The 17139-nt window shown below is 71.1% G+C and carries 17 protein-coding genes; 14 read left to right on the top strand and 3 right to left on the bottom strand.

Annotated elements, in window-relative coordinates; translation table 11 throughout:
- The first annotated feature begins 45 nt into the window (after positions 1–45).
- Genes ABT023_RS23545 through ABT023_RS23555 form a run of 3 tightly spaced genes read left to right on the top strand, consistent with a single transcriptional unit; the run spans position 46 to position 4213 of the window.
- Entirely contained in the window at positions 46–1071 is a 1026-nt protein-coding gene (locus ABT023_RS23545) for an ATP-grasp domain-containing protein (RefSeq protein WP_350888558.1), read from the top strand.
- Positions 1068–2060, top strand: a complete 993-nt coding sequence (locus ABT023_RS23550; protein ID WP_350888559.1) for a TIGR04500 family putative peptide maturation system protein — start codon at positions 1068–1070, stop codon at positions 2058–2060. Before ABT023_RS23545 ends, ABT023_RS23550 begins: the two co-directional genes overlap by 4 nt.
- Positions 2057–4213: a peptidase domain-containing ABC transporter gene (locus tag ABT023_RS23555; RefSeq protein WP_350888560.1), complete on the top strand. Its 2157-nt coding sequence runs from the start codon at positions 2057–2059 to the stop codon at positions 4211–4213. The genes ABT023_RS23550 and ABT023_RS23555 overlap by 4 nt, the downstream gene beginning before the upstream one ends.
- 138 nt (positions 4214–4351) lie before the next feature.
- Here the strand turns inward: ABT023_RS23555 and ABT023_RS23560 are convergent, their stop codons facing one another.
- The gene (locus tag ABT023_RS23560) at positions 4352–5017 is read right to left on the bottom strand and encodes a maleylpyruvate isomerase family mycothiol-dependent enzyme (RefSeq protein ID WP_350888561.1); all 666 of its coding nucleotides are present in this window, start codon (positions 5015–5017) and stop codon (positions 4352–4354) included.
- Between the two features lie 482 nt (positions 5018–5499).
- Positions 5500–6804: a WD40 repeat domain-containing protein gene (locus tag ABT023_RS23565; RefSeq protein WP_350888562.1), complete on the bottom strand. Its 1305-nt coding sequence runs from the start codon at positions 6802–6804 to the stop codon at positions 5500–5502.
- A 699-nt stretch (positions 6805–7503) separates the two neighbouring features.
- On the opposite strand from ABT023_RS23565, the gene ABT023_RS23570 reads away from it, so the two are divergent.
- From ABT023_RS23570 to ABT023_RS23595, 6 genes are all read left to right on the top strand, one after another.
- Positions 7504–8115, top strand: coding sequence for a hypothetical protein (locus ABT023_RS23570; protein WP_350888563.1), 612 nt, complete (start codon positions 7504–7506; stop codon positions 8113–8115).
- A gap of 6 nt (positions 8116–8121) precedes the next feature.
- Complete coding sequence (locus ABT023_RS23575; protein WP_350888564.1) at positions 8122–8712, top strand: MauE/DoxX family redox-associated membrane protein; 591 nt, start codon at positions 8122–8124, stop codon at positions 8710–8712.
- Entirely contained in the window at positions 8709–9257 is a 549-nt protein-coding gene (locus ABT023_RS23580; protein WP_350888565.1) for a hypothetical protein, read from the top strand. The genes ABT023_RS23575 and ABT023_RS23580 overlap by 4 nt, the downstream gene beginning before the upstream one ends.
- Positions 9254–10189 carry a peptidoglycan-binding domain-containing protein gene (locus ABT023_RS23585; protein ID WP_350888566.1) on the top strand — a complete coding sequence of 312 codons (936 nt, stop codon included), beginning with the start codon at positions 9254–9256 and terminating at the stop codon, positions 10187–10189. The genes ABT023_RS23580 and ABT023_RS23585 overlap by 4 nt, the downstream gene beginning before the upstream one ends.
- Positions 10190–10209: 20 nt before the next feature.
- Positions 10210–10359 (top strand): hypothetical protein, encoded by a 150-nt coding sequence (locus ABT023_RS23590; protein WP_350888567.1) that lies wholly within the window; start codon positions 10210–10212, stop codon positions 10357–10359.
- A gap of 87 nt (positions 10360–10446) precedes the next feature.
- Complete coding sequence (locus tag ABT023_RS23595) at positions 10447–10944, top strand: hypothetical protein (RefSeq protein WP_350888568.1); 498 nt, start codon at positions 10447–10449, stop codon at positions 10942–10944.
- A 98-nt stretch (positions 10945–11042) separates the two neighbouring features.
- Here ABT023_RS23595 and ABT023_RS23600 read toward each other — a convergent pair whose 3' ends face one another.
- Positions 11043–11951 carry a hypothetical protein gene (locus ABT023_RS23600; RefSeq protein WP_350888569.1) on the bottom strand — a complete coding sequence of 303 codons (909 nt, stop codon included), beginning with the start codon at positions 11949–11951 and terminating at the stop codon, positions 11043–11045.
- Positions 11952–12062: 111 nt separating this feature from the next.
- On the opposite strand from ABT023_RS23600, the gene ABT023_RS23605 reads away from it, so the two are divergent.
- From ABT023_RS23605 to ABT023_RS23625, 5 genes are all read left to right on the top strand, one after another.
- Positions 12063–12902, top strand: a complete 840-nt coding sequence (locus ABT023_RS23605; RefSeq protein ID WP_350888570.1) for a MerR family transcriptional regulator — start codon at positions 12063–12065, stop codon at positions 12900–12902.
- 151 nt (positions 12903–13053) lie between these two features.
- Positions 13054–13764 (top strand): hypothetical protein, encoded by a 711-nt coding sequence (locus tag ABT023_RS23610; protein ID WP_350888571.1) that lies wholly within the window; start codon positions 13054–13056, stop codon positions 13762–13764.
- A 595-nt stretch (positions 13765–14359) separates the two neighbouring features.
- Positions 14360–15172 carry a helix-turn-helix domain-containing protein gene (locus tag ABT023_RS23615; protein WP_350888572.1) on the top strand — a complete coding sequence of 271 codons (813 nt, stop codon included), beginning with the start codon at positions 14360–14362 and terminating at the stop codon, positions 15170–15172.
- 213 nt (positions 15173–15385) lie between these two features.
- Positions 15386–15622, top strand: a complete 237-nt coding sequence (locus ABT023_RS23620) for an MbtH family protein (RefSeq protein ID WP_350888573.1) — start codon at positions 15386–15388, stop codon at positions 15620–15622.
- A gap of 52 nt (positions 15623–15674) precedes the next feature.
- Positions 15675–17139 (top strand): condensation domain-containing protein (locus ABT023_RS23625; protein WP_350888574.1); only part of this gene is annotated, 1465 nt, incomplete at its 3' end.

Here is a 17139-nt window from a genome sequence, read left to right on the forward strand (position 1 = left end):
CGCACCGGTGTCCGGGCCGTCGACGGCGACCCGCCCGGAGTGCACATGATCCTCATCCTTACCGCCCCCGACGACGTGCACGCCGACGCGGCCGAGGCCGAGCTGCGCCGGCGTGGCGCCGCCTGGGTCCGTTTCGACCCGGCCGACGTGCCGTCCCGCGCGTCGCTGTCGATCGCCATCCGGGACGGGCGGCTGACCCGTACCCTCGTGTGGCACCCCGACGCCTGCGGCACCGGCTTGGGCGGGAGCCACCGGGACGCGGCCGGCCGCCGGGTCGTCGATCTCGACGCGGTCACCGCCGTCTGGTTCCGCCGCCCCGGCGTGCCGATCGCGCCTGCGCACCTCGGCGAACCGTATGCCAGGTTCGTGGTCGAGGAGAGCCGGCAGTTCGTAGGCGACGTGTGGGAGACCCTCGACGTGCCGACCCTGCCCGCGGCCCGACCGGTGGTCCTGCGGGCGCAACAGAAGGTCCGCCAGCTCCAGTTCGCCCTGCGCCTCGGCTTCGACCTGCCCGCGACAGTGGTCGGCAACGACCCGGACGCCGTGCTCGACCTGTTCGCCCACACCGGCGGCCAGTTGATCGCCAAGCAGGTCGGCCACTCCAGTATCGGTGACGAGCTGATGCGTTACACCGAGCCGGTCAGCCACCGCGACATCGGGCACGTCGACGGGGTACGGCACTGCCCGTTCATCGCGCAGGCCCGGGTGCCCAAGAAGGTTGAGCTGCGGGTCACCGTCGTCGGCGACCGGGTGTTCACCGCGGCCATCGACTCGCAGCGGTCCAACCACGCCCGCTACGACTGGCGTCGGCAGGACGACCGGAACACGCCGATGAGCACGTACGACCTGCCCGGCGACGTCGCGGCGCGCTGCGTGGCGCTGACCCGCCTGCTCGGTCTGCGCTACGGCGCCCTCGACCTGATCGTCACCCCCGACGGCCGGTACGTGTACATCGAGATCAACCCCAGCGGCCAGTACCTGTGGGTCGAGGAGGAGACCGGGCTACCCATCACGGCCGCCGTGGTCGACCTGCTCACCGAGGCCGTGCCCACCACCGGAGCTGCCACATGACCACCCTGGAACCCGCCCTGCTCGACGAGGCCCTCGCGCTGGTGCGTGAGCTGACCACCGGGCGCGCCAGCCTGCTCGACGCCCGGCACCGGCTCGCGCCCCTGCGGGAGCGGTGGCCACAGGCCGATCTCGCGGTCGTGCGTGACGAGGAGACCAGCGACGGGTCGGTCTCCTTCGACGTACTGCTCCGCGAGCCCGCCGGCACCGTCTCCGTCGCGTACAGCCCGACGCCGGCACTGCCGTGGCCGCTGCGCGGGGCGATCCGGCACTCCGACCACCATCTCGCCAGGGTCGGCACCAGGACGCTTTGGGTGGGGGAGGCCCTGACCGCGCTCGACTTCCTCTGGTACGACCACGACGTGCTCACCCGCCTGGTCGACACCTGCCTGATCGCCGCCGAACTGGAACTGCACCCCGTCGAGATGCCCGACGATGAACTCCAGGCGGCGGCCGACGCGTACCGCCGGGCGAAGGGTCTGCTCGACCCGGCGTCGACCGCGCGGTGGCTCGCCGGAAGGGGCCTGTCCGCCGAGGACTTCGCCGACCTGGTCGCCGACACGGTGGCGGTCGGCCGGCTGCGCGCGCACGTGGTGGGGGACCGGGTGCCGGCCTGGTTCGCGCGGCACCGGTCCTCGTTCGACACCCTTGTCGTCGCCTGGACCGCCGAAGGCACACTGCCCACCGGCCGCGAAGCGGCACTCGCGGCGGTGGCCGCCGCCGTCCGCGACGGCCGGGCGGCCGGGGTGCTGCGGACGGTCGCCGCCGCAGCGGCACCCGAGGTGCGCGACGCCACCGGGCCGGTGTCGACGGTGGTCGCCGGGACGCCGGTGACGGCCGTGGTGGTGGCACGGGAACCGGCCGAGCTGGACACCGCCACCCGACCACTGGTCGAGCAGGCCGTGTTCGACGAGTGGTTGGCCGGGCGGCGGGCCGCCACCGACATCGAGTGGTTCTGGCTGCCCCGTGACCGGACGGCACCCACCAGGTGATCCGCCGGCGGCGGGTGCCGGTGGTCCTCCAGGTCACCGCCACCGACTGCGGCCCCAGCGCGCTCGCCATGCTGCTGGCGGCGTCAGGCCGGGCGGTGCCCGTATCGCACCTGCGGGCCCGGCTCGATGTCGGCCGCGACGGGCTGAGCCTGCGCGACCTGAGGGACGCGGCGCAGGAGTTCGGGCTGCGTTGCCGGGCGATCGCGCTGCCGGCGCTGCGGGAGGACGCGACCCGCCTGCGGGAGTTGGCGCTGCCCCTGGTGGCGCACTGGAACGGCGACCACTACGTGGTGGTGCAACGGATCGGCCGGCGCGGCATCGAGATCGTTGATCCGGCCGTCGGCCGTCGGCGTCTGTCTCCCGCACAGTTCTCGGCGGGCACGACCGGGGTGGTGCTGCTGGCCGAGCCCGCCGGCCCGGCACCGCCGGCCACGCCGACCCCCGCACCGGCGCGGGAGCTGCTCGTACCGGTGCTGCGCCGGCACGCGGGGCTGCTCGCGGTGCTGGCGGCGGCGTCCCTGCTGATCACCGTGGTGGGGCTGGCCGTGCCGTGGGCGACGGCCGCCATCATCGACGACGCCGCGCCCTCGCAGGCGTCGTGGCTCGTCGCCGCAGCCGCACTGGCGTTGGTGACCGGAACGCTGTCGCTGGTGCGCGGGCTGGCCGTGACGGCCCTGCAACGGCGGATCGGCATCCGGCTCGGCACCGACACGGTGAGTCGGCTGTTCGAGGTGGTCTACGGGTACTTCCACCGGCGGTCGGCCGGCGACCTGATCGACCGGGTCCGCGCCGTGGGCTCCGTGCGGGACCTGCTGGCGTCGTCGCTGGTGGCCACGGCGCTCGACGCGTTGCTGGCCGTCGGCTACCTGACCGTGGTGTCCGTGCTGGCACCGGTGCTGGGCCTGGTGACCGCCGGTGTCATCACCGTGCAGGTCGTCACGGCGCTGTGGGTCGGCGGCCGGTCCGGCGCCCTGCAACGGGAGGCGCTGCTGGCCTCGGGCGAGGAGTCGGCCCGGCTGGCCGACGCGTTGCAGGGCATGGCGGCGATCCGGGTCGCCGGGGCGCAGCGGCGGGTGCTGCGACGGTGGCAGGAGTCGTTCCAGCGGGAGATCTCCGCGTCGCACCGGCTGGCCCGGCTCTCGGCGGTCTCGGACGCCGTCCTTGCCGCCTGGTCGGTTGCCAGCCCGGTACTCGTACTCCTGGTGGCGGCCCGGCGGGCCGACTCGCCGGGTCAGGCAGTCGGCCTGGCGGCGCTCGCGGTCTCCGCGATCACCCCGGCGGTCGCCCTGGCGCAGCGACTGCCGTCGTTCACGTTGCTGCCGCCCACGGTGGACCGGCTGGCCGACATCGCGCAGGCGCCGGTCGAACAGCCCACGCCGGGACGGCCCGCGCCCGCGCTGACCGGGCTGGTCAGCCTGGCGGGATTGGGCTTCCGGTACGACCGGCGTTCCCCCTGGGCACTGCGTCAGGTGACCGCCGTGTTCCGGCCGGGTACGAAGGTGGCGGTGGTCGGCGGCTCCGGCAGCGGCAAGAGCACCCTGGTCGGGCTGCTGACCGGGTTGTACGCGCCAACCGAGGGACAGATCCACTTCGACGGCCTCGACCTGGCCACGCTGGACCTGTCCTCGGTGCGCCAGCAGATCGGGGTGGTGTTGCAGGAGACCTACGTCGGGGCGGGCACCCTGCGCGAGGCGCTGACCCTGTCCCGTCCCGACGCCTCCGACGCGGCGATCGCGCGAGCGATCCGCCTGGCCGCGCTGCACCACGACGTGGCGGCCATGCCGATGGGGCTGCAGACGCGGATCGGCGACGGCGGGGCCGGACTGTCCGGCGGGCAACGCCAGCGGGTCGCCCTCGCCCGGGCACTGCTGGCCGATCCGGCGCTGCTGATCCTGGACGAGGCGACGAGCGCGTTGGACACCGTGACCGAGGCGACGGTCGAGGCCGGGCTGCGGGAGCTACCCATGACCCGGTTGGTCATCGCACACCGGCTCTCCACGGTCGCCGACGCCGACCTGGTGCTGGTGCTCGACGGCGGCCGGCTGGTGGAGTGGGGACCGCCCGCCGTCCTGCTGGCCGCCGGCGGCGCGTTCGCCCGGCTGGCGGGCCCGGCCGGCGGCCCGCCCTCCACCAACCACGTCACCGTCCGGTGAAAGGCAGTCATGCCGGTCAGACGCTGCGCCCACCGAAGACCCGTACGGGCCGACGCGGTCACCCCGGCGACGCCACGCGCCAGGACCGGCGGCATGCCTGCCACCGCCATGCAGCGGGAATGCCGCAGCCGTTGTGGATCAGGCCGGGGCGCAGCGCTCGCGGAGGGTCGCGACACCGTCGCCCTTGAGCTCGTCGCAGTACGTCGTACGCCCGGTCATCGCCATGGTCAGTGCCAGGGTGGTGCCGGACACGAGTGGCCCGGAGCCGGTGGTGAAGGGGCCGTCGTTCGCGACGAGTCGCAGGCCACGGACCCGGCCTTTGGCCACGACGACCTGGTCGGAGCCCTGGTAGTACCGGGCGACCTGCGTGATGGTCTCGATCGGGTAGGTCCGGCGGATGTCCGACGGGCGCCGGATGTCCTCTCCGTGCACGATCGTCTCACCGAGCATCGCCATGGTCGGCAGTGGCGGTTTGGTCCTGCTCGTGACGATGCCCCGGAATCGGTCCAGTGTCTCGGCGGCGGTCGCGCCCAACTGCTCGTTCAGCCGCATGGTCACCTGCTTGTCGAAGTCGAATCCGCAGCGGATCACGCCCGCCAGCCATCGCCAGGAGTTCAGGCTGGCCGCTGCGGTGAGGTGCGCGAGCACCTCGCGTACCGTCAGACCGGTGCACAACGACGGCGTCGCGAACTGCTGACCGGTCAGGCCCGCGAGGTCGGCTGCCAGTGCCGCGCGTTCTGCGTGGATCCGGGACCAGGTGTCGCTCCCACGATTGATACGGGCACTTGCCTGTCTCTCGGTCATGTCGAGGTCTCCTGGGGTGTTCGGGGCGTCGGCGCTCAGCAGGGCGGATCGGTGCCTTCACCCGCCTGGTCCAGCCGCTGCGCCGGGAGTGCACGCCCACTGCTATCGCCTGCTCGGCTCGACCCACGATGCCGACGATGCTTGCAGGAAACCCTGCTGTGGGCCTGGCGAGGACTCGCGGGCTTCGAGGGACGCGGCTCGCTGCGCTCGTGGCTCTACACCGTGGCCACCCGGGTCGGTCTGAATATATCGTGGAGCCGCGGTAGACGGGCGATGCCCGTCGACCTTGGCCCCTCCAGTGACCGTGCGGTGCTCGAGGACCGGCCACTGACGGAGTTCGCCTGGCTGGGCCCCTGCCCTGACGCCGGCCTCGGCGACGGTCCATCCGGTCCGGGCGCACGATACGAGCAGCGTGAAGCCGTCGAACGGGTTCGCACCTTGCCTGGTCGATCACAGCACTTTCGTCAGCGCCGCCTTGATCGTCAGCGGAAGGCCCAGAGCCTGATCGTTTCATCGCGGCCGGCGGTCGCGAGGAGGTGCCCGTCGGGCGAGAACGCCGCCCGGTAGACCATCGCGCCGTGTCCACCGAGTGGGACACCAGTGGGTTGTCCGGTCTGTGAGTCCCAGAGCCGTACCGTGCCGTCGTGGCTGGTGGTGGCGAGTCGGCCTCCGTCAGGGGAGAACGCCACTCCTTCGACCGTGTCGGCGTGCCCGATGAGGGACCGGACGGGCCGTCGGTCGGCCAGGTCCCACAGCGTCGCGGTGCGGTCGGCGCTGGCCGTGGCCAGCAGCCGCCCGTCCGGCGAGAACACCGCCTCGTTGACCCGGTCGGTGTGTGCCCGCAGGGGTTTCCCGGCGGGCTGGCCGCTGGTCACGTCCCACAGTCGTACGCTCCGGTCCTGGCTGGCGGTGGCGAGCAGGCGACCGTCCGGGGAGAAAGCCACCTGATACACCGCGTCGGTGTGTCCGGTAAGGATGCGAACCGACCGGCTCTCCAGGTGCCACAGCATGGCGGTGCCGTCCTCGCTGGCGGTGGCGAGCCATCGTCCGTCGGGAGAGAACGCCACGCCCCAGACAGCGTGGTTGTGATTGGTCAGGACTGCGGTGGACTCGGCGGTGGCCAGGTTCCACAGTCGTACCGTCCGATCGTGGCTGGCGGTGGCGAGTTGCCGGCCGTCGGGGGAGAACGCCACTCCCCAGACGATCTCGGTGTGGCCGGGTAGCGAAAGGGTGAGCTGCCCGGTGCCCGCGTCCCAGAGCCGTACCGTGTCCTCGGTGCTGGCGAGCCAGCGGCCGTCGGGGGAGAACGCCACCGCCCAGACCGGGCCGGTGGTCGCGGTGATCGGGGGCAGCGCCACCGGCAGTCCGGTCCGGAGGGTGTATGCCTGCACGAGCCGGGTCAGCGTGTCGTCCTCCGGTGCTGGCCGCGGCACACTCGACTGCTCTTCACTGCGGGTCGGGGCGCTGTCACTCGGCGGTCCGGCTTCGATCCAGAGGTCGTGGAACCGCTTCAGCGTCGTGTCGAGGTCGGGGCGCCGGAAGGAAGCCTGGACCAGAACGGTCACCAAGCACCGGAGTTTCGTCCACTGCGGCACTCGGTTTCCGCGCAGCATGGCGTTGATGGTGTCGTGGCTGACGGTGTCCGGCAGTTCTTGGTGGTCGCGGATGAGCTGACTCAGCCTGCGCAGGCTCAGCCTTCCGGCGTCACTGTGCAACTGACGAAGGGCGCTGACGAGGTCGCCCAGCGGCCCGCGCGGCAACTCGGACTCAATCGGTGACTCCGCCACGAATCGAACCTCCCACACACTCGGTGACGCAGGCGTCAGATTCTGTCAGACCGGTGCCGGTCGCCTGTCGCTTGTTGTCTTTCTCCGTCAGATCCCGGCCGGCATCCACCTGACGGCCAGAGGCTTGAGTGACGGCGCCGTACCTGTCCGATCACCCCTGCAAGAAGGAGCGCACGATGCGTATCCCTAAGCCGACTCGATCCCGCCGCACGCGGCTGGCCCTGCTGGCAGCCGCCCTGTCCGGGCTGTTGTCGGGGGTCGCCCGCGCCGTCACCGACTGGGCGCTGCATCGCTGACGCGATCCGGTGCGGCTGGTCCTGGACTGCCCGGGACCAGCCGCACCGCGCCTCAGAAGTGCTCGATTCGGGATGCGGCCAGGCAGTCAGCGGAGCGTCGTCGGGCATGTCGATCCCCGTTGGATGGGTCATGTCGACCAGAACCGTCCCTGCGAACCGAAGCCACGCCGAGCCTCAACGCCGGCTCCGGCCAGATCGGTGAACCGGCCGTCCGCCGGTCGGGCGGCTTCGATCCACCTTGTCAAATATTTGCATGGCCATATATCGTCCCGGTGAGAAGTTCCAGACCCGGACGAAGGGCGGTCGCATGGCAGCCAGAGGGGCGCCGGTGACACATCGGGCAGTCGACAGAGGTCGGTTCCTGCTCGATGGTTCACTCGACCTCAGCGCACCGTTCACGTCCGTGGCCGATGTGACGATCGGCGGCCGACTGCACGAGTTCACGGCCGGCTCGATCGGGCTCGCAGACGACGTGGCCCGGACGCTCGGCGTCGAGAAGTTCGACGAGGAACTCACCTACCAGGGCGGAACGCTGCTGACGGCGCGCATCCGATCCTACGACCCGCAGATCCAGCTGGCCGAGGACCGGCTCGTGGCGGTCTGGCGGGGGCGGCGACACTGCTTCTTCACCGAGATGTACGGCGCGGCGACCATCGATCTGCTCGGGGCGTTGCGGACCCTGCGCGTCGAGGAACACGACGACGGCCTGACCCTGCGCCCGACCCCGAAGACCGGCACCGAGTTCGCCGAACCCTCCACCGTGCTCAAAGAGGTCCCCGGGCTCGGTCTGCTGGAGATCGCACCGCTCACCAAGCAGCGCGCTGGGCAACTGCCCTCCTGGCGCGGCCTGCAGACGCGAGCGGGCGAGCTGTTCAGGGACGTGCTCCCCGACGGACAGCCCTACTTCGTACTGGCCGCGGCGGACGTCTGGCTCAGCCTGGTGCCGTTCGCCGACACGGCCGTGGAGCAGGTGCCCGCCCTGGTGAACCAGCTCCACGTCCAGAGGGCCGGGTAGGCCGGGATGTCCGGACTGCTGAGCAGCGTGGCCGCGTACACCGTCCTGCTCACCCTGCTCGTCAGCACCGCCGAGCACCTGTCGCGACCGGCGGCGCTCGCCGAGGCGTTGGCCGCGCACCGGGTGCTACCGGCTCCGGTCGCGGTCGCCGCTCTCGCCATCGCGAGCGAAGGCCTGCTCGCCGGCGCCGGGATCGTGGCGCTGCTCCTCGACAGCGGTGCAGGCCTGCTCACCGCGGTCCTCGTCGGCGGCGGCGCGCTGCTCGGCCTGTACGCCGGCTACGGCCAGTACCTGATGTCGACCGGGCGCACCGGGTCGTGCGGGTGCTCCCGGGTGGAACTGCCGATGACCGGTTGGGTGGTGGCCCGAGCGTCGATCCTCGCCGGGCTGGCGCTGGTCGCACTGTTCCTGTCCGGCTCGATCGTTCCGGCGAATCGAATCGACGCCTCACTGGCCGTCGTGCTGCTGGCCTCCGCCACGTTCACCGCGCTGCTGTGGCATCTGCCCGCCGCGATGTACGAGCCGGCCACGGCACCGGCCGAGCGGCCCACGAACGCCCGGTCCATCGCCATGACAAAGGGGGGCCTGCCCGGATGAGTTTTCAGACCAGCGCACTGATCCTGAGCTGGATCGCGATCCTCCTGCTGGCTTTCACGGTCTCGGGCCTGGTACGCCAGGTGCACGCGCTGTCGAGCGGAACGGTCCAGCGTCGTCGTGAGTCGGTCGGCCTGCGGCCGGGAGCAGCGGCCCCCGGATTCGCCCGGTTGGCGCCGGCGGCACCGGAGGTTCCACTGGTGCTGCTCTTCCTGGAGCCCGACTGCGGGACCTGCACCGAGGTGCTGGCCGAGGCCAACGGCCACGTCGACCGCCCTGGCCTGGAGTTCCGGGTTCTCTACCGGGACGCCCCCCCGGCGCGGGCGGCGGGACTGCCGATCACCGTGCTCGGCGGGCAGGCGGAGCTTTTCGAGCGGTACGACGCCCTCGCCACCCCGTTCACCACCGTTGTCGACCGGGCCGGGCGGGTGCTCCGCGCCGAGCCGCTCGGCTCCCGCGCGGCACTGCGCCGCCTGCTCGACGAAATCGACAGCCCGCCCGGCGGCTTCGGACCGGCGGTCGCCACGAATCAGGGGAGTCGGGCATGACTGATCTCGAAACCGTGCCCTGGCTGCGCGGAACCGACCCGGGGACCGGGCCCGCCGTCCGGCGGGTGCCGGCTCATCCGGGCGGCCGCAGGCGCGCGGGCTGGGAGCTGTCCCGACGCACCCTGCTCCGGGCGGGCACTGCGGTGGGCATGGCCGCACTCAGCGTGTTTCCGGCAGCCCGCCGCGCGTACGCCGACGGTTACACGATCTATGCCGGGTGCCCGACGTACGCCAGCGATCACAACTGCTCGCCGGGGTGCGGCCCGAGCACGATCTTCGCCGACTCCTGCAACACCAGCGGAACGAACACCGGATTCCACAAGAACGACGGCGTCACCTGGATACTGCGACCGAACCAGTGCTACGGCGGGACGTACGACGGCTGGTTGTGGGCCTACAACGGCGCGTGCGGCGCCTGTACCTGCTCGGTCGAACGCCGATGCCACGACGGATACAAGAAGACCAACTCGGGCTGGGTGAAGTCGATCTGCCGCTGGAACACCAAGTGCGGATGCCTGGGCACGGTCAGCTGGCCCACCACCCAGCGGACCAACACCGGGGTGAACGTCTACACCGTGCAGCACCTGCTGACCGCTCGGGGCCACGCGACCGACATCGACGGGATCTTCGGTAGCGACACCGAGGCGAAGGTGAAGAGCTTTCAGGCAGCGGCCGGCATCGGGGCCACCGGTGTCGTCAACGCGGCCACCTGGCCGGCGCTCGTGGTCACGGTCCGCTCCGGGGTCACCGGTGACGCCGTCCGCGCCGCGCAGCGCCAGCTGAACAGGCGCGGCTACGTGCTGGTGGTCGACGGGGTCTTCGGCGCGGGGACCGACGGGGCGGCGCGCGACTTCCAGCGGCAGAACGGGCTGACGGTCGACGGGATCATCGGGGTCAACTCCTGGCGGACGCTGACCGGCGCCGCTGTATGACCCGAACGCTGCCAGGCCCTGTGCGGGCGGTACGCCGCTGGGGCGGTGATCCGCTCGCACCCTTCCTGCTGCTCACCGTCGGTGCGCTCGCCGCCGCCGCGTACGGGAACGTGCTCACCTGGGCGATGGTCGGAGGGCTCGCCGGTTACACGCTCTCCGGCTCGGTTTGAACGCACAACAGCGCTCACGCGCTGGCCTCGCCCGGGTGGCGAGATCGAGATCGGCAGAGCGTCGTCCTTGCCCTGTTCGTCACCGGGTTGATCGTCGGCGGCTCGCTCAGCGGGCTGGTGCTGGGGTTGCTCTCCGGGCTGTCGGCTCCCCTGCCCGGCCCGTGGCGGTACGCCGGCATCGTGGCGGTGGCGGTGCTGGGGCTGCTCCGTGAGTTGGGCCTGGTACCGATCCGGTTACCGCAGAATGCCCGGCAGGTACCGCAGGACGTGCTTCAGCGCAGCCTGCGGCGTGGGGCGCTGCAGTTCGGCTTCGAACTCGGCACCGGGGTCCGCACCTACGTCTCGGCGAGTGCTCCGTACGTGCTGGCCGCCGCCCTTCTCCTCGGCGGTCAACGCCTGCACGTCGCGGTGCTCGCCGGGATCGGGTTCGGTGTCGGGCGCGCGCTGACCCCGCTCGCCCGCCGTGCCGCTGGCACCGGCGACAGGTGGGACGCCGACCTCCGGGTCCGGATTCGGACGATCACCGTCGGGGCGGGCTTCGTGCTTGTGGCCGCCCTCAGCCTGCTGGCCGTGCGGCAGATCTGAGCAGCAGACCGCCGACATGTCGCGCCCGGTGCACCGCTCCCGGCAGGGCAAATCCGGGAATGAACTGTCACACCCGCTGGGCCGTCCGGTATGTCCCCCTAGCGTGCGGCGTCGCCCGGTCGACCCGGACCGGTCCCGGAGCGCCGGTGACCGATGCGGGGAGCCCGTACCACCGGGGAACTGCCGGTCGCCGGGCGGAAGTCCCGCGCCGCGTCGGCCACCATCGAGTCGGGGTCGCGGCCGAGGGCCTGCCGGATGTGCGGCGGGATGAACTCGGACGTCGCCATCGCCAGCCGGACCTGCACCGAACGGTCGTCGACCAGGCGTTCCAGGTCCGCCTCGTCCAGTTCGACCGAGCGGACCAGCGCGGCACGGACGTCGACCACGGGGTCCTGGGCAAGCGCGCTGCGCTGCCCGGCGGTGGTCCGCGGATTGCGGGCGACCCCCTTGCGCACCCGTGCGGTGCGGTCGGCCATCAGGGCGGTGATCACGTCGGGGTCGTGGGTGTGGGTGGCGAGTCGTTCCCGTACCTCGGGCGAGACGTCGTCGATCAGCTTGGCGGCCAGCTCGGGCTCCAACTCCCGCATCTCCGCGAGGAGGCCACGAAGCTCCTTGTCGGATGCCTCCGACATCACCCGGCGGACCGACTCGTCGCAGGCCGGGTTGCCGGCGACCGCCCAACGGATCCACCGATCGGCGTCCTTGACGAGACGCAACAGATTGCCGACCGAGGCCGAAGGGTTTCTCGCGACGGCCTCCCGGACCTGGCGATCATAGTCCCGGGTCAGCGGTCGCAGTGCCTGCGCGGGCGCGTCGGCCCGGGCCGCGACCGCCTTGCGGACCACGGCCGACGGGTCGGACGCCAACTCGAAGAGGGTCATCTGCGGCGTTGCGGGGTCCTGCGCGAGGGCGAGCCGCGCGTCGACGCTGTCTCCGGCCGCACGGTGGGCGGTGGTATCTGACCCGCTGTGACGGTCGGGCCCGCCGACGTCCTGCTGCTTCCCCATGGGGGCAATCATGTCACGGGCCCACCGGGCCGCTGCCACGGCTGGCGGTAGCCGTGTGTGACCCGCCGTCATTGTTGACCTCGCCCCAGGGGCAGGGAACAGACTCCCGACATGCCACGGTGGTTGACGAGCGGTGAGTTCCTGATTCAGTCACGACTGAGTCCGAAGGCGTTGCGCCTCTACGACGCACGGAAGCTTCTGACCCCGGCTCACATCGACCCCCGCACCGGTTACCGGTACTACGGTCCCGCCGAGCTCGACCGCGCTCGCCGTATCACTCTGCTCCGCGCGATCGGCATGCCTCTGGCGGACATCGCCGACGTGCTCAGCGTCTCCGGCCCACAGTCGGTCAGCCGGGTGGAGGCGTACTGGCGTGACGCCGAGACCAGACACTCCGCCCGCCGGCCACTGGTGAGCCACCTCTTGGAACTCCTCAAAGATCAAGGAACTCCCATGGCGCACAAGGTGCATCATCGCGACGTGCCTGCCCAAAAGGTGATCTTCATCCAGCGACACGTTACCGCCGATCGGCTTCCCGGCTTCCTGCCCGAGGCCACGCAGTTGCTGTTCGACCACCTCACCGCTGCCCGCGGCGTGCTGTCCGGCCCGCTGTTCGTCGCCTACCACGGGCTGGTCAGCGAGGACTCCGACGGGCCCGTCGAGGTGTGTGTCCCGACGAGCGACCCGGTGGAGCCTGAAGGGCCGGTCGGGGTCCGGATCGAGCGAGCACACCGGCAGGCGTACGTGTCGCTCACGAAAGCGCAGGCGACGTACCCGGCGATCCTGCGGGCCTACGACGCGATCGGTACGTGGCTTCGCGATCACGACCAGGTGCTGAGTGCGTCAGCCCGGGAAATCTACCTTCCGAACTGGGCCACCGCCGCCGACGATGAGCACTGCGTCGATGTCGGGTTCCCCTGCCGACCGGCAGAGCCGCTGGGGGGACCGTAGGAGGAACGGCCCGCCTCAGCCGAGGGGGATCCGGTGTCGGGGGAGGGTCCGGACGAACGGCGAGCCACGTGGACCCCTGCGGCCGTACGACTTCTGCGCGTGATCCGGTAGCGGGCTAGCCTCCTGGTGGAGCTCACTAAGGAGTTGGCCGATGCTGAACCTGTGGATCCGCCCCACGTCTGCCCTTCGTGTCGCTGCCGCGGCGGTACTGACCGCCGGTGTCGCCGCATCCATGCAGGCCTGCGCCACGCCGGCCCCCGAGGCCGGGAGTTCCGCCGCCTCGCCGGCGACATCGGCACCCGCCACCGACAGCGGCGCGACCGGGGCCGCGCCCTCGCCCTCGCCCACCGGCTCAGGGTCGAAAGGCGGGTCGCAGGCGGGCAGCGCCGACCCGATCCTGCGGGGTGAACGGCAGGTCGTGTTGCGGCCGGTCGGGTCGTTCGAGTCGATCCTGGCGGTCGACGCCAAGGGCCGGCTGAACCTGACCGACGGCGAAACGGACAAGAGTCTGTTCGTGTTGCTGCCCGCCGGTGGGAACAGGTACCAGATCAGGACCGCGAAGGCACTCGGCGGCAGCGAGCCCGACTGCATGGGCCTGCGCGACAACGGCAGTGCCCCGACGACGGTCGTGGCGGCCGCCTGTGACTCCAGCCGGGCCGGTCAGCTGTTCGCCATCGAGAAGACGCAGGAGGAGAATCAGGGTCGCCCGACGTACACCATCGGTGGCGAGGGCAAGGTCTACCTGCGCGTGGTCGACGGGCAGGGCCTGACTGCCCAACGGGTGGGCGAGGGCGATGCGGGCGAGGGCCTGAACTTCGACTTCGTCGACAACGGGGTCGCCCCCGCAGGTCCGGGCGAGTGAGCCCGCACCGGCTGCGAAGCCCGGGCCGGTGAGGGACGTGCGGTCACGTCGGCTTCTTGCGTCGACCCCGACAAACGTGGAATTCGACCAATCCGAAAAGCGCTGGATCATGGTCGTGGTTCGTTTCACTCGGACGTGGGCGCGATCCCGGCTGCCGCTATCTACGCAACACGCTTATCACGGGCAGATCGTGCGGCACTGCGTGGACGTGGCCAAGGGTGCAGTACGGCCAAGTCCATGACGAGCTGGTGCAGGTGGTTGCGGGGAGTTTCGCGCGAGGTGATCGGACAGTGACCTAATCGATACTCGACTATTGGTGTCCGGGTCCCCAGCCGGTAGTATCCACATTCGTGACGGCCGCTGGCCCTGATTGTGCCGGTCTCGTCGCGAGCGGGCTTCGGCCTATCCGGCTGAATGCGGCGTACGCAGGATCTCTCGGTCACGGTGACGGGCAGCCGTCGACCGATCGATCTGCCCCGCTTCCGGTTCGCAGGAGAGCCGTGTGACCGATGGCCGATGGCCGGTGGGTCCATTTTGGTCGGGTCTCGGTGCGTGGACCAATCATTCATGGCTGCTGCGCCAGGACGAGGGGAAAATGGTTGCCATCCGGCAGGTCTCGGCGGATCAGAACAGCGAGTTGGCCGCCTGCGTCAGAGCCTGGCGGCACCGGCTGTCGCCGGACGACCACCAGGTTGCCCGGAGACGCCGGGGGCGTCGGTCGAACGTCACCCAGGAGGAGATCGCGGAGATCGTCGGGGTGAGTGTCGTGTGGTACAGCAACCTCGAACGCGGCGTGCGGGCCAACTACTCGGACGCCTTCCTCGACGCCGTCGCAGAGGCGCTGCGGCTCGACAGGCACGAGCGGGAGCTGCTGTATCTCCTCGCGGTCGGCCGAATGCCGCCGCCGTCGCCGGTCGGCGCGACCGCGGTCGTCCTCGGGCCCGCCCTCCGCCAGTTCGTCGAGGGCCAGCGCTGGGCGACCTACGTTCTCGACCGGTACGCGCGGGTGGTGCTGCACAACGAGACGTGCGAGGCCTATTATCCCTGGCTGCGCAACGATCCCAGCTATCCGCGCTGGTTGTTCACCGACGCGGACGCGCGCCGCCGGCTGGTCAACTGGGAGACCGACTGGGCGGCGCCGCTGCTCACCCAGATGCGTATCGCCCGGGCACTGCACCCCCAGGACGCGGGGATCGCCGCGCTGGTCGACGCCTGCCTGGAGACCAACCCCGAAGCCCGTTGCCTGTGGAACGCCCACGCCGCGTACGGGTGCGCCCTCCGGTCGCGGCGCGGCATCCGGCTCTCCAGCGACCACCGGACGACCCTGGTCGACGTCGTCACCCTCACCGATCCGAGCGCGAGTGAACTGCAGATCGTGTCGCTGATTCCGGTGACCGACCCGGCGTAGCCGCCTCACATCCTCCACTTTCGTTTCTGGGGAATTCTGCCGTCGGCGGGTTGGCCTGCCCGTGCGGTCCCGCCGGGACCGCGTACACCAACTGCCAGTTTCTGAAAGTGGCAATTTCTGGCCGCCGCCTCAATCGCCCGGCAGGATTCGGGACGGCCGCTTCCGGAGGATTTGTGGACTCCCTGCGGCATCGACGTGGACCGGAGGCGGATCATGAATCCATTCGACGATGCGGACGGCACGTTTCTGGTGCTGGTGAACGCGGAGTTGCAGCACTCGTTGTGGCCGGAATTCGCCGAGGCGCCGGCGGGATGGACCGTGGCATGGGGGCCGGGCGGCCGGGACGAAGCGCTCCGCTTCGTCGAGGAGAACTGGCAGGACATGCGGCCGAGAAGCCTCGCCCTCGCCATGGCGCAGGCCGAGAACGCCATGCTCCAGGCCGAGAAGTAGAACGCCGACCTTCGTGGGCGCAGCAGGTGAACCGTCTGGCAGGGAGTGTCGTATGGCGCAGGACAATCGGCCCTGGCCGTTGAGCAGCGAGCAGCAGCGGCTGTGGTTCCTCGACCGGTTGGCGCCGACGAGCGCCGCCTACCACGTCCCGGTCTCGTGGCGGTTGCGTGCCGCCGTACCGCTGCCGGAGGCCGTCGCCACCCTCAGCCGCCTGCTGGCCCGGCACGACGCGCTGTTCATGGCCTTCGAGGAGGTCGACGGCGAGATGGTGCAGCGTCTCCTGCCCGGCCGCGTGCTTCCCCTGGAGGTCCACGACCTCACCGGCTGCCCGGTCCAGGAGCGCGACGCGCGGTGCGCCGAGGTGGTACGGGCCGTGGCGCGGGCGCCGTTCGACCTCGGCGCCGGGCCCCTGGTCCGCGCGGCGGTGTTCGCGGTCGACGACCAGGTGCGTCTCGTCCACCTGACGTTCCACCACATCGCCGTCGACGGCCTCTCGCTGGAGATCATCGAGCGGGAGTTGGCCGCCGGGCTGGGCGGCGCCGCCGTGCCACCCTCGGCGGAGGCGGCGTACGTCGAGCACTGCGTCCGGCAACAGCGGTGGCTGGCCGGGCCGCAGGCGCAGCGGGAACTCGACCGCCGCGTCGAGCAGTTGCGCGGCGCGCCGGGGCTGCTCGAACTCGGACGTGACCGGAACCGCCCCCGGGACTTCACCTATCGCGGCGAGACCCTGCGGTTCACCGTGGAGCCAGGCGTCCGCGACCGGGTGCGGGCGCTGGCCGGGTGCGGCGGGGTCACGCCGTACGTGGTGCTGCTCGCGGCCTTCAACGTCTTTCTGCACCGGCAGACCGGCCAGACCGATGTCGTCGTCGGTTCGCCGGTCGCCGGCCGGGGGGACAGCCGGTTCCTGGACGTGGTCGGGCTGTTCGCCGGCACGCTGGTGTCCCGCACCGACCTGAGCGGGGAACCGACGTTCGAGGCCGTCGTGGAACGTACCCAGGAGTCGGTGCTCTCCGCCCTGGAGCATCTGGACGTGCCGTTCGACCGGCTGGTCAACCGTCTCGTGCCGCAGCGGGTGCCGAGCCACGGCCCGCTCGTGCAGGTGTTGTTCGCGTTCCACGAGAACGGGCCGGCGGCCGGCGTCGGCGAGTCGTTCCTGACCCGGGAGTTCGTGCCGACGGACACCGCGAAGCTGGACCTCACGTTCACCGTCTACGACGTCGGCGACCGGTACGAGATCGAGATCGAGTACTGCACGGACCTGTTCCTGCGTGACTCGGCAGAACTGTTCTTCCGGCACTGGTTGCGACTGCTGGGAAGCGCGCTCGACCAACCCCGCCTGGCGATCGGGCACCTCGCGGCGATGGACGAGGCGGAGCGGTCGTTGGTGGGGTCGTGGTCGTCGGCGGTGGTGGGTTCGGGTGTTTCGGGTGGGTTGTTGGTGCATGAGTTGGTGGGTCGGTGGGTGGGTCGGTCGCCGGGTGCGGTGGCGGTGGTGTGTGGGGATGTGGTGTTGACGT

Source organism: Micromonospora sp. NPDC002296 (assembly GCF_040296145.1).
Classification (GTDB): Bacteria; Actinomycetota; Actinomycetes; order Mycobacteriales; family Micromonosporaceae; genus Micromonospora.

Bases quoted from the DNA above. Each gene is read 5' to 3' on its own strand.
- ABT023_RS23545 (WP_350888558.1), top strand. From the start codon at position 46: ATGATCCTCATCCTTACCGCCCCCGACGACGTGCACGCCGACGCGGCC.
- ABT023_RS23550 (WP_350888559.1), top strand. From the start codon at position 1,068: ATGACCACCCTGGAACCCGCCCTGCTCGACGAGGCCCTCGCGCTGGTG.
- ABT023_RS23560 (WP_350888561.1), bottom strand. From the start codon at position 5,017: ATGACCGAGAGACAGGCAAGTGCCCGTATCAATCGTGGGAGCGACACC.
- ABT023_RS23575 (WP_350888564.1), top strand. From the start codon at position 8,122: ATGTCCGGACTGCTGAGCAGCGTGGCCGCGTACACCGTCCTGCTCACC.
- ABT023_RS23580 (WP_350888565.1), top strand. From the start codon at position 8,709: ATGAGTTTTCAGACCAGCGCACTGATCCTGAGCTGGATCGCGATCCTC.
- ABT023_RS23585 (WP_350888566.1), top strand. From the start codon at position 9,254: ATGACTGATCTCGAAACCGTGCCCTGGCTGCGCGGAACCGACCCGGGG.
- ABT023_RS23600 (WP_350888569.1), bottom strand. From the start codon at position 11,951: ATGGGGAAGCAGCAGGACGTCGGCGGGCCCGACCGTCACAGCGGGTCA.
- ABT023_RS23605 (WP_350888570.1), top strand. From the start codon at position 12,063: ATGCCACGGTGGTTGACGAGCGGTGAGTTCCTGATTCAGTCACGACTG.
- ABT023_RS23610 (WP_350888571.1), top strand. From the start codon at position 13,054: ATGCTGAACCTGTGGATCCGCCCCACGTCTGCCCTTCGTGTCGCTGCC.
- ABT023_RS23615 (WP_350888572.1), top strand. From the start codon at position 14,360: ATGGTTGCCATCCGGCAGGTCTCGGCGGATCAGAACAGCGAGTTGGCC.
- ABT023_RS23620 (WP_350888573.1), top strand. From the start codon at position 15,386: ATGAATCCATTCGACGATGCGGACGGCACGTTTCTGGTGCTGGTGAAC.